General features: G+C 61.5%; 14 protein-coding genes and 1 tRNA gene. 8 read left to right on the top strand and 7 right to left on the bottom strand.

Going from position 1 to position 13,545, the window contains the following annotated elements; all coding sequences use genetic code 11:
- Positions 1–49: 49 nt before the first annotated feature.
- Entirely contained in the window at positions 50–607 is a 558-nt protein-coding gene (locus OKW20_RS25375) for an HNH endonuclease (protein WP_043623031.1), read from the top strand.
- Between the two features lie 123 nt (positions 608–730).
- On the opposite strand, the gene OKW20_RS25370 is transcribed toward OKW20_RS25375, so the two are convergent.
- Entirely contained in the window at positions 731–1,243 is a 513-nt protein-coding gene (locus OKW20_RS25370; RefSeq protein WP_429176660.1) for a disulfide bond formation protein B, read from the bottom strand.
- A 212-nt stretch (positions 1,244–1,455) separates the two neighbouring features.
- On the opposite strand from OKW20_RS25370, the gene OKW20_RS25365 reads away from it, so the two are divergent.
- A tRNA-Leu gene (locus OKW20_RS25365) sits at positions 1,456–1,540 on the top strand.
- Between the two features lie 137 nt (positions 1,541–1,677).
- On the opposite strand, the gene OKW20_RS25360 is transcribed toward OKW20_RS25365, so the two are convergent.
- On the bottom strand, positions 1,678–2,001 hold the full coding sequence (locus tag OKW20_RS25360) for a tyrosine-type recombinase/integrase (protein WP_429176658.1): 324 nt from the start codon (positions 1,999–2,001) through the stop codon (positions 1,678–1,680).
- Between OKW20_RS25360 and OKW20_RS25355 the strand changes: the two genes are divergently transcribed.
- Complete coding sequence (locus tag OKW20_RS25355; protein ID WP_429176654.1) at positions 1,937–2,113, top strand: hypothetical protein; 177 nt, start codon at positions 1,937–1,939, stop codon at positions 2,111–2,113. The two genes, OKW20_RS25360 and OKW20_RS25355, sit on opposite strands and share 65 nt — an antisense overlap.
- On the opposite strand, the gene OKW20_RS25350 is transcribed toward OKW20_RS25355, so the two are convergent.
- Together OKW20_RS25350 and OKW20_RS25345 are read right to left on the bottom strand one after the other, a co-directional pair.
- Positions 2,067–2,807 carry a hypothetical protein gene (locus OKW20_RS25350; protein WP_429176652.1) on the bottom strand — a complete coding sequence of 247 codons (741 nt, stop codon included), beginning with the start codon at positions 2,805–2,807 and terminating at the stop codon, positions 2,067–2,069. The two genes, OKW20_RS25355 and OKW20_RS25350, sit on opposite strands and share 47 nt — an antisense overlap.
- 253 nt (positions 2,808–3,060) lie before the next feature.
- Positions 3,061–3,843, bottom strand: coding sequence for a hypothetical protein (locus tag OKW20_RS25345; protein WP_429176649.1), 783 nt, complete (start codon positions 3,841–3,843; stop codon positions 3,061–3,063).
- A 516-nt stretch (positions 3,844–4,359) separates the two neighbouring features.
- Here OKW20_RS25345 and OKW20_RS25340 point away from each other — a divergent pair.
- From OKW20_RS25340 to OKW20_RS25325, 4 genes are all read left to right on the top strand, one after another.
- Positions 4,360–4,800 carry a CopD family protein gene (locus tag OKW20_RS25340; RefSeq protein WP_429176647.1) on the top strand — a complete coding sequence of 147 codons (441 nt, stop codon included), beginning with the start codon at positions 4,360–4,362 and terminating at the stop codon, positions 4,798–4,800.
- Between the two features lie 8 nt (positions 4,801–4,808).
- Positions 4,809–5,117 (top strand): DUF3817 domain-containing protein, encoded by a 309-nt coding sequence (locus tag OKW20_RS25335; protein ID WP_429176644.1) that lies wholly within the window; start codon positions 4,809–4,811, stop codon positions 5,115–5,117.
- A gap of 4 nt (positions 5,118–5,121) precedes the next feature.
- Positions 5,122–5,709, top strand: a complete 588-nt coding sequence (locus OKW20_RS25330) for a TetR/AcrR family transcriptional regulator (RefSeq protein WP_429176642.1) — start codon at positions 5,122–5,124, stop codon at positions 5,707–5,709.
- 137 nt (positions 5,710–5,846) lie between these two features.
- Positions 5,847–7,508 (top strand): AMP-binding protein, encoded by a 1,662-nt coding sequence (locus OKW20_RS25325; protein ID WP_429176639.1) that lies wholly within the window; start codon positions 5,847–5,849, stop codon positions 7,506–7,508.
- Positions 7,509–7,589: 81 nt separating this feature from the next.
- Here OKW20_RS25325 and OKW20_RS25320 read toward each other — a convergent pair whose 3' ends face one another.
- Together OKW20_RS25320 and OKW20_RS25315 are read right to left on the bottom strand one after the other, a co-directional pair.
- Complete coding sequence (locus tag OKW20_RS25320; protein WP_402325239.1) at positions 7,590–8,864, bottom strand: GNAT family N-acetyltransferase; 1,275 nt, start codon at positions 8,862–8,864, stop codon at positions 7,590–7,592.
- Positions 8,861–10,252, bottom strand: a complete 1,392-nt coding sequence (locus OKW20_RS25315) for an oligosaccharide flippase family protein (RefSeq protein ID WP_429177117.1) — start codon at positions 10,250–10,252, stop codon at positions 8,861–8,863. The genes OKW20_RS25320 and OKW20_RS25315 overlap by 4 nt, the downstream gene beginning before the upstream one ends.
- Before the next feature lie 127 nt (positions 10,253–10,379).
- Between OKW20_RS25315 and OKW20_RS25310 the strand changes: the two genes are divergently transcribed.
- Complete coding sequence (locus OKW20_RS25310; protein WP_429176636.1) at positions 10,380–10,613, top strand: hypothetical protein; 234 nt, start codon at positions 10,380–10,382, stop codon at positions 10,611–10,613.
- 90 nt (positions 10,614–10,703) lie between these two features.
- On the opposite strand, the gene secA is transcribed toward OKW20_RS25310, so the two are convergent.
- A complete protein-coding gene (secA, locus tag OKW20_RS25305; protein WP_192450577.1) occupies positions 10,704–13,412 on the bottom strand; it encodes a preprotein translocase subunit SecA in 2,709 nt (902 codons plus the stop codon).
- Between the last annotated feature and the right edge of the window lie 133 nt (positions 13,413–13,545).

Below are 13,545 nucleotides of genomic sequence, written 5' to 3'. Positions count from 1 at the left end.
CGGGCCTAATATAGAAGGTGCAGATGCCGAATCGATCAGGAGAATACGCTTGACGATTGCAGTCTCACCACAGGCCTTGCCGGCGCTCGTCTTGAACGCTGACTACAGGCCACTGAGTTACTACCCCTTGTCGCTTTGGTCCTGGCAGGACGCGATCAAGGCCGTCTTCCTTGACCGTGTAAATATCCTTGCCGAGTACGAACATTCGGTGTCGTCTCCGAGTTTCTCGATGCGACTGCCGAGCGTTGTTTGCCTCAAGAGCTACGTGCAGCCCTCACGCCACCCGGCCTTCACCCGGTTCAACGTGTTCCTGCGCGACAAATTCGAATGCCAGTATTGCGGTTCGCCCGACGATCTCACCTTCGATCACGTGGTGCCCCGCGCTCACGGCGGCCAGACGACCTGGGACAATGTCGTCGCAGCCTGCTCGCCCTGCAATCTGCGCAAGGGCAGCAAGCTGCCGAAGCAGGCCGGCATGTTCCCGCACCAGCGGCCCTATCAGCCGACGGTTCAGGATCTGCACAACAACGGCCGGCTCTTCCCGCCGAACCATCTGCATGAAAGCTGGATGGACTATCTCTACTGGGACGTCGAACTGCAGCCCTGACGCTGTTCGTGCCTTCTTGCCGGATCAGGCCGCAAAAGCGGGATCAGGACAGGTGCGTGCGCTCGCGAACCCTTGTCGGGGCGGTCACGACACATAGTGCCTGTTTCCCAAGAGCGATCTCTGTCAGCGCGCCTTTGCCGCACCGCGCAGGGCGATCGCTGCGAGGATAAGGCTGGCGATCACGTTCCATCCGGCAAAGGAGAGCCCGAGCACCCGCAAGGAGGCTTCGGTGCAGGACGGGCCATGCTTGGAATCGAGGTCGCCGAGCAGGTCGCCGACATTGGACGAAATCCCTTGCGCGGTCGTGGCGCAGGTGGACGGGCCTTCCCAGAAGCCCCATTCTGCGCCCGAATGGTAGACGCCCATGCCGGCGCCGACCAGCATCAGGATGCCGACGATGAGAAGCAGCGTGCGTGTCGTCCACGCCGGCAGTTTGAAGACGCTCGTGGCGATTGCCAGAACACCGGCCGGGATGCCGTAGTAGTAGGGATCGCGCTGCAACAGGCAGAGCGCGCAGGGGATATAGCCGCCGACATGCTCGAAGCCGAGCGCCCCGCCGACGGTCGCCGCCATGCCGAGCGTTACGATAACGGCGATCAGCAAATGCTGGCGGGATTGGGTGGCGGCGTCGATCATCTATACCTCGCGGGCGACAGCTCGAAACCGAGGGATGTCGCAGTGCAAACTGGATGGCGCCTTCTTAGGCAGGATCGTACGCGCTGTAAATCGCAGCGGCCGCGACCGGCCCGCACGCTTTCGTGATTGTTGGTCGTGCATCCTGAAAATGATGGTTGACCACGGCGAAATCCTTCGTGTAAATCCGAGCCGCTGATATCGCACTTCCCTGAGCCCCATTGGCGGAATTGGTAGACGCGCTCGACTCAAAATCGAGTTCCGAAAGGAGTGCTGGTTCGACCCCGGCATGGGGCACCACCTACACCTAACAGCTATTATTTTTGTTGTTGTTTTTCGCTGTTTTTGCCCCGCGTTTTCGTACCCCGAAATGTGTGGGACAAGATGCGGCCTACTTTTGTTCCGGCGCAAGCTTTGTGCATGGCGCCAGCCGCCATCTATTTACGGCGCGCTTTCTTGGTGTAGGTCGTCGTCTGGTTGTTGGTGGTCCAGCCGAAAATTGCCATCAGCTCTTCATCCGTTGCGCCGTTCTCGGCGGCGATCGTGGCGCCGGCTTTCCGCAGGCCGTGAGTGGTGCAGTGGAACAATCCGGCCTGGTCGCACCAGTCACGCATCTTGTTGCCGAGACCGTTCGTTGTGAATGGTTTGCCAAACTCGGTGACGAGGAAGGTCAGGTTTCCAGTCGGGCATTCGTCAATGGTCTTTTGCACCGACCCGGTGTTGGTCGCTGATGTTGAGTATCGAGCGTGGACAGAAGACAATCGATTTCGTCACCCATCGTTCAAGGGAGTTACGAAGCGGAAACCCAAAACCAAGCTCTGGCGCGCTAGGCCTCGCGGCGACCTTCAAGGATCGCGCGGAGAAGCGACATAATGTAACCGCTCTTTAGAATATGGATGTGTTCGCCACCAGCGCGTGTTGTCATGCCAGCCAAGTAGGCCTTCGGTCGTCCGTTGACCAATTGCACCGTGAAGGCCGAGCCTCCACTCATGCCGTCAGGATCTATCGAGAGCGGTTCTGTGGTCCTCAGCCTCATCAGCGCCGGGTCGGCAGGTTGACCGTCGAGATCGCAGAGAACCTTCAACTTCTTAAATCCAAGGCGCTTTGTTGCTTCATCTACATCGTAGTCTTGCATTGATGTGGGGTAGCCCGCGACCTGCAAGAAAAGGGTGTCGGTGTTCGGGGCGTAGGGAGGGATCTCCCGGAAAGGAAAAAAGCGACGCCGGAGGTCAGGATGTTCGCGACATGGCTCCGAAAAGTCGAAAATTGCCAAGTCGGAGTAGTCGGAATCTGTCTTGGTAATGAAGTGCCGCACTCCGGCCGAAGTCACGAGGTGGGTGCCGTCTTCTTCCAGTAGCGCAACCCGATCATACTCGACGCCCTTCAATTGATGACTGCAACAAGCCAGAAAATAGCGCCCTTCAAAGACGATCGGCGTGGCCGATCCACGAAGGGAAAGCAGAAAGGTCGGATCGTCGTTGCTAACGACCAGGTTCGTCACGTAGCGAGAAAAGACGTTGCTGATCGACCTGGTTGGCACCATTACGCCGTTCAGATCGATGGGCATCTGGAGAAAGGTATCAACCGTTGTGTTCACCTGTCAGACTCAGAATCGGTTCTCGGGCCACTCATGTTCTCGCAGAGAGACCCGACGATCGTAAAGCCCCATGGGAACGCTACGCCCGGGCTGGACACTGTTAAGGAAAAACATAATGAAAAGGCTGGACGGGTGAGTGTCCAGCCTTTGCGTAAGTTATTGATTTCGGCCACTTGAGGTGGCCCGCCTCCGGATGCCACTTTCCATGAGCTTCAAGTTCTAATTAATTCTTCGGCGCGATGATTACACGAACTTTCAGTTCCTCTGTCGCCAATTTTTCTAAGTCGTTCTCGATGCCTTTGGGATTTCCAATATATCCATCAGGATCGTAGACGAAGCAAACTAAACAGATGCAGTCGGGATGAGATCTATAGCGGGCGATATCTATCGCGAGTTCTTTCCCCACATCCACCGCTTTTAGCGACGGCCGCGTTTTCTTTACTTCAATAACAATGCGTTCGTCTTTGAGTAAGAAATCAATCCTAGATGAACCGCCGGCGAAACTTGGGGTCCATTCCTCCTCGCGGATGTCGACGAAATGAACTCTTAAAAGCGCATGCAGAAGGTCCTGGACATCGTATTCGTCGGCAACGGTCAAGGTTTCCCGATGGCTATGTCGCGACTGCAATTGGCGGGCCACAGTATGAAACCGCAGACAAATTCTCTCGATTAGCGTGAGGACATCTGGCGCCTCGCTAACATCGTCGCCCGTGCCGAACTGGGCGACCTCATCAATTAGTGACGACAACAGCGAGTTCGCTCTCGCCAAACCTCTATGATAAGCTCGCGAGCGCTCGGTCTGGGTACTCGGAAAGGCCATTACGCCATACCCGATTTGGCGAAATTCCTTCACGTGACGACTGTCGTCTCCGAAGATCTTCCTAATCGCCACCTCCGTATCACGCCGCCATTTCATGAAATTTGCGCCATCGTCCCCTAAGTCCGGCAGAGCTGTTCCATCGTCGCGTTTCTTTTTAAGTAGCTCTAGTGCGCGCTCGCTGTTCATGTGACCCCAAAATTACGTGCGTCGATCGCTACTTGCTAGCTCCAAACGTCTGCCATTCCTAGTGGTAACCGAAACAGTCCGTGGTGCTGCCCTTGGGTATGGAATAGGCTGGCGCCTGCGATGGCGAAGTTCACGATCTGATCAAGGCCGAGATTACCCCGTGTTGAGGCGCACGCGTCCCCCCAGAAGTACCCTGAAGCGTGGGACGTGGCCGAGAAAAAACATAACAAACTGGAAGCCCGTGGTTATGTCCCACATGACCGCAAGTGTTTGAATTCAGGCCGTTGCCGTGCTTCGGCATGGGGCGCCACCAGACAGCAACCCATCCTGCATCCACCGACGCCCGTTTCGACGGGCCGCGCGCCATAGAGATCTCTTATATTCGCCGGTTGCGTCCGCGACTGCTGCGGCGTGGTGATGCTGTTGCACGGACGCGCTCCGCTGCCGATTTGTCGCAGTGACTCTTGAACCCATTTCGGCAACAAACAGAATGATCTTTTTGTTTTGGATGTGCCGATGATGGATCTGCTCTTTCCCTACTACCTCTGGATAAAGGCCGTGCATGTCGTTTCGGTCGTCATCTGGCTTGGCGGGCAAGCCCTTCTCGTCGCGCAACTCGCCAGCCACCGGCAGGCGCTTGCCGAAGGCGGCGGTGCCGAAACCTTGGGGGGGATCGGACAGCGTGGCCTGCGCGTCGTGATCAATCCGGCGATGCTCGCGACGCTTTTGTTGGGCGCCACCCTGTTTTTCCTGCGGGGGCCGGAGCTGCTCGCCGAGCCCTGGTTTCAAGTCAAGCTTGCCTGCGTCCTGGCGATGACAGGCCTGCACGGCGCGATCGCCGCAACGGTGTCTTCCCTTCGCCGCGCAGACCGGGTGTCGGCCGGTCGCATTCGCATGCTGCAAGCTGCCGGCCTGGCACTGACCGTCACCATCATTTCCATCGCTATCATCAAGTGAGCCTGACCATGTCCGAGCCCGAAACCCGAAATCCTATCTCCCGCCTGCTGCGCTTTGCGGCGATCGCCGAGGGAACGACTTTGCTCCTCCTCGTTTGCGTCGGGGTGCCGCTGAAGCACGGCTTCGGCTTTGCCGAGGTCACACGCTGGCTCGGCCCTTTGCATGGCATGGCCTTCCTTATCTACATCTGGGCCGTCATCAATGAGCTGGCGCTGCGTGATCAGCCACGCGGTTGGGCGATCAAGGCGATGCTGTTCAGCTTCCTGCCGGGCGGGACCTTCTGGTTCTTCCGTCGCTCGGTTGTATCCGGGAGATAGGATCGTGGGCTACGACAAGGGACTTCGTACACGGGAGGAAATCCTTGAGGCCGCTGGGCGGCTGGTTTTCGTTCGTGGCTATGCGGCGTCCTCGTTTTCGGAGATCACGGCTGCCCTTGGCGTCTCGCTCGGCAAGATCACCCACCACTTTCCAAACAAGGCCGCCCTGTTCGAAGCGCTGTTCGAACAGGTGGTGATGCATTTCCGCACCGAGACTTTGCCGATCTTCGAAGACCCGGAACTCTCGCCGTCGCAGCGGATCGAGCGGGTGCTTTTCCGGATCGAGACCTTCTACGCCGGACAAGGGGAGATCATCGGTTGTCCGGTTGGACAGACGATGATCGATCCCCTGGCGACGACGGCGGCGATGCGGGACCTTGCGACTGCTGTCCTCAAGGATATGGAAAGGCTGCTTGCACGCAATCTCGAGGAGATGGGCTGGGCGCCGGCGCAGGCGGTCGCACGGGCCGCCATTGTCGTGGCGGCCTGGCAGGGGGCGGTGTTTCTGTCCCGAGGCGGTGGCGGGATTGGCGGCTTTCGTCACGTTCTCGGATATATCCGCGCTCTTCTCGCCGAAGTGCCGCCGACTTGAAACGCAAGGGCGGTGTTCGGCGCTGAAGCGATGACCAGTGTGGCGCACGCTCACGCAGCCGTGTCGTCGCGGTCATTGAACTGTCGCTTGCGAAGGTGTTAGGTGCGCTGCAGCAAGAAAACTGTCATGGCAGCGTCATGTTACCGAGAATAGAGACCTACGACGAACTCTACCGCGCCTTCCGCTGGCAGATCCCGGAAAAGTTCAATATTGGCGTTGCCGTCAGCGACGCCTGGGCTGCGCGGGCGCCGGAGCGGGTCTGCCTCCAGCATTTTGATCCCGGCGGTGCGCATCGATCGCTCACCTATGGTGCATTCGCGCGGCAATCCTCGGCCTTCGCCAAGGGGCTTGCGGGGGAGGGTATCGTGCCCGGCGAGCGGGTCGCGATCCTGCTGCCGCAGGGGTTCGAAACGGCGATCGCCCATGCAGCGATCTACAAGCACGGTGCCATCGCTCTGCCGCTGGCGCTGCTCTTCGGCGTCGAGGCGCTCGAGTACCGGCTGCGCGATGCCGGCGTGGCAGCTGTCGTCACCAACAGCTTCGGTTATGAACGCATTGCGGCGATCCGTGAACGGCTGCCTGACTTACGGCTTGTGGTGCTGGCGGACGATCAGCCGCAGGCGGGCACGATCGCCTTCTCGGACCTGGCGTCGGGTGATCCTTCGGGCTTTGTTGCGGCCGATACCGGCCCGGACGACCCGGCCTTGATGATCTACACGTCAGGCACGACAGGACCGCCCAAGGGGGCGCTGCACGGGCACCGGGTGCTGCTCGGCCATCTGCCGGGCTTCGAGTTTCACCATCATTTCCTGCCGCAGCCGGGCGACCGGATGTGGACGCCGGCCGACTGGGCCTGGGCGGGCGGATTGCTCAACGCGCTGTTGCCGTCGCTGCTGCATGGCGTGCCGGTCGTGTCGTCGCCGGCCCAAAAATTCGATCCGCATACGGCCTTTCGCATCCTGGAAGAAATGGACGTGCGCAACGCCTTCATTCCGCCGACGGCGCTTCGGCTGATGAAGGCGGTCGAGAACCCGCGCGAGCGCTATCGGCTTAATCTGAGAACCATCGGCTCGGCCGGTGAATCCCTTGGTCGCGAAACCTATGAGTGGGCAAAGGCCGCGCTCGGCCTCGAAGTCAGCGAGTTCTACGGCCAGACCGAGTGCAACATCGTCATCTCGTCGGCCGCCGATCTTGGCGTCGTCAAGCCGGGATCGATGGGCAAGGCAGCCCCCGGTCACCGGGTGGCGATCATCGACGGCGAGGGGCGCGAAATGCCGGCCGGCAGCGTCGGACAGGTGGCGGTCAAGCGGCCGGACCCGGTGATGTTCCTCGGCTATTGGGGGAATGAGGCGGCGACCGAGAAAAAATTCATCGGCGACTGGATGACGACAGGCGATCAGGGCGTGATGGATGAGGAGGGCTATTTCACCTTCTTCGGGCGTGACGACGATGTCATCACCTCGTCGGGCTATCGCATCGGCCCGGGCGAGATCGAGGATTGCCTGGCCGGCCATCCGGACGTGCAGCTTGCCGCCGCGGTCGGCAAGCCCGATCCGGTGCGCACCGAGATCGTCAAGGCCTATGTCGTATTGCGGCCGGGCGTCGTTGGCGACGCGCGTGTGGCGACCTCCATCCGCGAATGGGTGAAGACGCGGCTTTCGATGCACGAATATCCGCGCGAGATCGCCTTCGTCGACAGCCTGCCGCTGACGACCTCGGGCAAGGTGATCAGGCGGTTCCTGCGCGAGCAGGCGGCGGCGGAAGCGCACGAGGCGATCGACATTTCCGAAGCCTCGTAGCCCCTCGGCCGTTGCGCGATCGATCCCGATAGGTTGGAGCGGGAAAGCGGGCGGAAACCGCGCGCGGTTTCTCGTCCCGCTCTAGCGTCCGGCCAGCGCCTTGATCTTGTCGCGCAGAATCCGCGCCATGTTGCGGGTGTTGCGATAGAGGTGGAGCTGGGCTGCCACCTGGCGCACTTCGCGGTCTCGGGTCTGCTGCAGGCCGATCACCATGGTGCCCATGTCTTCGCGCTCCTGCCAGAAGCGGCTCATGATCGGGTGGTCCGGCACCGCGCAGGAATCGGAGCGGGCGATGTTGGCGTCGTCGAGATGCCATTCCGTCAGTTCGGCGAGAAGCAGCTTGCCCGGCGAGAACCTGGCATAGCGCTCGTCATAGGCGGTCTTCCAGGTATAGGCCTCGCCCGACATCAGGAAGACGACCATTGAGGCGATCGCCTTGCCGTCGAGATCGAGCGTGTGGATGCGCACGCTGTCGCCGTCCGCCAGATTGGTGATCGCCTCGCGGGCAAAGGCGGCGCGGAAGCGGTCGAGCACCATGGCGCTGCGCGCCTTGCCCTTCCAGCCCGAGGCCTCCAGTGCCAGGAATTCCTCCATGCGCAGGCGGACGTCGGCCGGCTGGCGGGCGACCGAATAGACGAGTTCGCCTTGCTTCTCGAGATTGTTCCACTGCCGCCGCAATTCGCGGAAGTGCGCCGGGCTGATGGCCTGGCGCAGATAGGTCGGTCCGTCGAGCAGGCTTTCGAGCATCGGCCGGCTGAAGGTGTCGGTCACCGTCAAAGGCAGGTTGCGGCCGATGGCGACCGCGCGGGTGAGGCGGGCAACCTTGCCGTTCAGCCGCATGTCGGGCAGCACCAGGATCGAGGGCAGCCCGGTTGCCGGTGCGGCAAAGGCTTCGAACAGGTTGTCGATTGTCTCGGCCGCATCCTCGGCGTCGAGCAGCGGCACGCCGAGCGGACCGAACGGGTTCGACCAGGCGCGGATGATCGGTGCGCCGATCGAGAAGCCGGGCTTTTCGATCGAGAACGGCATCAGGAAACGCAGACGGCTGCGGCGTTCGTCGTTGTCGCGCATGATCGCAAGCCGGATGACGCGCTCTTCGAGGCGCGGCATGGCCGGCGCCAGGAAGCGGCCCGTGAAGAAGACATTCGGTTCCAGCGCCCGGTTCGACAGGAAGTCGAGCTCGCGCTGCAACTCGTAGCCGGCCCTTGCCGGATAGATGGCAAGATGGCGTCCGGGGCGACCGACCTCGATCAGCTGCTCTGCGGTCGGCCCGCTGTCGCCGGCCTGCGCCAGACCGCCGAGAACCCGTGCGGCCCGGCTGTTTGCATCGCTCGGAAGATTGGTATTGCCGATCATGGATGGACAGCCCCGTTGTTATCATTGCCGGCCCGTGCACTTGCGAAGGCGAAGAGCGCGAAGCCGAAGGTACGCCGGACGGCGATGTGCAGCAGCATCGCCTCTACGAACATAGCACCGGCGGTTGCAAAAGCAGCACCGTTCAGTCCGAAAAGAGGGATGAGGCTGAGGTTGAGTGCGATGTTGACCACCAGCGCGCCAGCGTAGAGGATCACGCACAGCGTCTGTTGGCCGGCCATCGTCAGCAGCGTTTCGGCCGGGCCGACGAAAGCCTTGGCGAGGATGCCCGCAAAAAGCACCATCATCAGCGGCAGCCCGGTGACGAAGGCCGGCCCGAAAAGCGATAGCAGGAACGGTCCGGCCACAAGCACCAGCGCGCCGACCAGAAGCGACGGCCAGAAGGCCCAGCGGGCGCTTTCGATCGCGATGCCGGGGATCTGGCCGGGATCGCGCGCCATCGCGTTGGAGACGCGCGGACCTGCGGCTGCCTTGACCGCGAACATGACGAAATGCACCAGCGCCATCGTCTTGGCGGCGGCGAAATAGATCGCGACGTCGTCCGGCTCAAGGTAGAGGCCGACGATCACCACATCGGAATTGGTGAGAAGGAACCCGAAGCCATCGACCAGGAAGACCGGGATCGAGACCTTGAGCCAGCGGCGAAGTTCGATGCGTCGCGGTCCTGGAACATAGCGCGAGCGAAGGCGATAGGTGAGCGCGAGGAACTGCGAGACGCTGGTGACATAGGCCGCCGCCATGGCTGCCATCATGGCCGTTTGCGCCGTATGCGGCGCCCCGGCGGTGACGGCGAGCACCATGAAAACGAGCACCAGCAGCGGCCGGATGATGAAGGTGGGGCTCATGGCGGCAATCGGCCAGCCATGGGCGCGCGCGGTGCCATCCATGACGTCGCCGAGCGAAATCATCGGCAGGGTAAAGAGCCCGAGATAGAGGGGCACGAGGTAGTAGGCCTCGATGTGCCCGGAAAAGAACCAAAGACCGGCAAGGCCGAGGACCGCGACCGTGGTAGCCGAGGAAAGTGCGAAGACGCGCACCGTCGTCGTCACGCCGCGGATCTCGTCCATGGCGGCCGATGCCTGGTACTCCGGCAGGAAGCGGATGACCACCGAGTGGAAGCCGACGCAGGAGAGGCTGCCGAACAGGATGACCAGCACCCAGACGAAGACGAAGATGCCGTATTCGAATTCGCCCATCAGCCGCGCAAGGATGATCTGCGACAGGAAGGCGATGGCGGCGCTGACGATACGAACCGCGAAGGCGACGAGCGCCATGCGGCGCGCGGCGTTCTTCGCGTCCGAACCGGTGAGGATCGGGAGAAGTCCGGCGAATATTGCGGACAGGCGGTGTCTCAGTGCCGACGGCAGCATTCGTCCGGCCGTTTGACATACCGCCATGAACACGAGAACACCCTGAGATTACGCAATACAGGGTTTCAGTACTGCCAGAACAGCGTTAACAAAGGGTGCAGCGCGGTTGTAAGGAATAGGGGCAACCATGCCGATTGAGGACATCGAGCGGCAACGGATGATGCAGGCGAAATCGATCGGCCCGCGCATGGTCGGCTATCTCCAGGAGATCGGCATCGAGCGGCTGGACGACCTCAAAACGGCGGATGCGCAATACCTCGCACTCCGCATCAACGCCACGCTCGGCCGCCGCCACATCAACCGCACCGGCATTCGCGCACTCGAAAGCCTGATTGCCCACGCCAGGTCGTCCGATCGCTAGCAAGCAGGCCCCGCGAAACGAAAATGCCGCCCGGAGGCGGCATTTCTGAAGGGCAGGGGGTGCAGACAGCACCCGCTTTCCATATTCGGCTTATGCCTCGTAGATGCCGTGGCAGTGCTTGTACTTCTTGCCCGAACCGCAGGGGCACAGCTCGTTGCGCGACACCTTGCCCCAGGACAGTGGGTTGGCCGCGTCGCGCTGTACCGGCGGAGCTGCCAGAAGCGTTTCGCCGCCGAAATCGTCCTCGCCGGTCAGCGGGTCGATGTGGTGGCCGTGCATGGCAGGCGGGACCGGCTGCGGCGCTTCTGCCGCTTCGCGCACCAGCTCAACGCGCATGAGTTGTGCCGTCACGGCCTGGCGCAGGTTGCCGAGCAGGGCCTGGAACAGCTCGAAGGCTTCGGACTTGTATTCCTGCAGCGGGTCGCGCTGGGCATAACCGCGGAAGCCGATGACCGAGCGCAGGTGGTCGAGGTTGACGATGTGCTCGCGCCACAGATGGTCGAGCGTCTGCAGCACGACCGAGCGTTCGACATACTGCATGATCTCGGGACCGAAGCGTTCGGCACGGTCGGCGGCTTCCTTTTCGGCAGCGGCCATGACGCGCTCGAGAATGTCGGCCTCGTCAATGCCTTCCTCGGCGGCCCATTCGGTGATCGGCAAGTCGAGATTGAGGTATTGCTGCACGTCGGCCTTGAGGCCCGCGACGTCCCACTGCTCGGCATAGGCCTTCTCGGGAATGCGCTTGCTGACCATGTCTTCGACGACTTCGGTGCGCATGTCGGTCACGGTTTCGGTGACGCTTTCGGCATCCATCAGCTCGATACGCTGCTCGAAGATCACCTTGCGCTGATCGTTGAGAACGTCGTCGTACTTCAGAAGGTTCTTGCGGATGTCGAAGTTGCGGGCTTCGACTTTCTTCTGGGCGCGTTCGAGAGCCTTGTTGATCCACGGATGGATGATCGACTCGCCTTCCTTGAGGCCCAGCTTCTGCAGCATGCCGTCCATGCGGTCGGAGCCGAAGATGCGCATCAGGTCGTCCTGGAGCGACAGGTAGAACTTGGAGCGACCCGGGTCGCCCTGACGGCCGGAACGGCCGCGCAGCTGGTTGTCGATGCGCCGGCTTTCGTGGCGCTCGGTCGCGAGAACGTAAAGGCCGCCGGCGGCCAGCGCCTTTTCCTTCAGCTGCTGCACTTCGGCGCGGATCGCCTGTTCGCGCTGTTCGCGCTCGGGGCCGGGCTCGACGTCCGAGAGCTCCTGCTGGATGCGCATGTCGACGTTGCCGCCGAGCTGGATGTCGGTACCGCGACCGGCCATGTTGGTGGCGATCGTGACGGCGCCCGGCACGCCGGCCTGGGCGACGATGAAGGCTTCCTGCTCGTGGTAGCGGGCGTTCAGAACCTGGAAGTTGGCAAAGCCCGACTTCTTCAGGAGGTCGGCGAGCTGTTCCGACTTTTCGATCGACGTCGTGCCGACCAGCATCGGCTGGCCGCGCTCGTGTGCCGACTTGATCTCCTCGATGATGGCGTTCAGCTTCTCGCCCTGGGTGCGATAGACTTCGTCGTCCTCGTCGATACGCTTGATCGGCAGGTTGGTCGGGACTTCAACGACTTCCAGACCGTAGATGTTGCCGAATTCTTCCGCTTCGGTGGAGGCCGTACCGGTCATGCCGCCGAGCTTGGAATACATGCGGAAGTAGTTCTGGAAGGTGATCGATGCGAGCGTCTGGTTCTCGGGCTGGATCTGCACCTTTTCCTTGGCTTCGAGCGCCTGGTGCTGGCCTTCCGAATAACGGCGGCCCGGCATCATGCGGCCGGTGAATTCGTCGATGATGACGATCTCGCCGTTGCGAACGATGTAGTCCTTGTCGCGCTGGAACAGCTTGTGGGCCTTGAGCGCATTGTTGACGTGGTGGACGATCGCGACGTTTTCGATGTCGTAGAGCGATTCACCCTTGAGCAGGCCCGCCTCGCGCAGCAGGTTTTCGAGCTTCTCGGTGCCTTCTTCGGAGAAGTTGGCCGAGCGCTGCTTTTCGTCGATCTCGTAATCTTCGGGCGAAAGCAGCGGAATGAACTCGTTGATCGTGTTGTAGAGATCCGAGCGGTCGTCGAGCGGGCCGGAGATGATCAGCGGCGTGCGCGCTTCGTCGACGAGGATCGAGTCCACTTCATCGACGATGGCGAAGAAGTGACCGCGCTGGACCATCTGTCCGCGCTCGTACTTCATGTTGTCGCGCAGATAGTCGAAGCCGAGCTCGTTGTTGGTGGCGTAGGTGATGTCGCAGGCATAGGCGGCTTTGCGCTGCTCGTCGGTCAGGCCGTGGACGATGACGCCCGTGGTCATGCCGAGAAAGCTATAGATGCGGTCCATGGTGCCGGCGTCGCGCTGGGCGAGGTAGTCGTTGACGGTAACGACGTGCACGCCCTTGCCCGCAAGCGCGTTCAGGTAGACCGGAAGCGTCGCGACGAGGGTCTTGCCTTCACCGGTCTTCATTTCGGCGATGGCGCGCTCATGCAGGATCATGCCGCCGATGAGCTGGACGTCGAACGGGCGCAGGCCGAGCACGCGGCGAGCCGCCTCGCGGGCGACTGCAAAGGCCGGAACCAGCAGGTCGTCGAGCGTCTTGCCTTCTTCCAGCTGCTTGCGGAATTCCACCGTCTTGCCGGCGAGCGCCTCGTCCGACAGGGCCTTCATGTCGGCTTCGAGAGCGTTGATGGCATCCACCCGGGCTTTGTAGCCGCGCACGCGGCGATCGTTGGAGGAGCCAAACAACTTGCGGGCTAGGCCGCCGAGACTGACCATATGAATGGTCCTTTCTTTTTTGTTGCCTTGGGTCTCATGGCCGCGCCGCGAAAACCGCGCAATGCCGTGAAACGCCCGGAAACTGTTCTGGACGCGAGGTTGCGTGACAGATAAGAGGGGGGTCGAATTATGT

It is taken from the genome of Ensifer sp. LBL (genome assembly GCF_050435225.1).
Classification (GTDB): Bacteria; Pseudomonadota; Alphaproteobacteria; order Rhizobiales; family Rhizobiaceae; genus Ensifer.
This window is presented reverse-complemented; position numbering and strand designations above follow the sequence as displayed.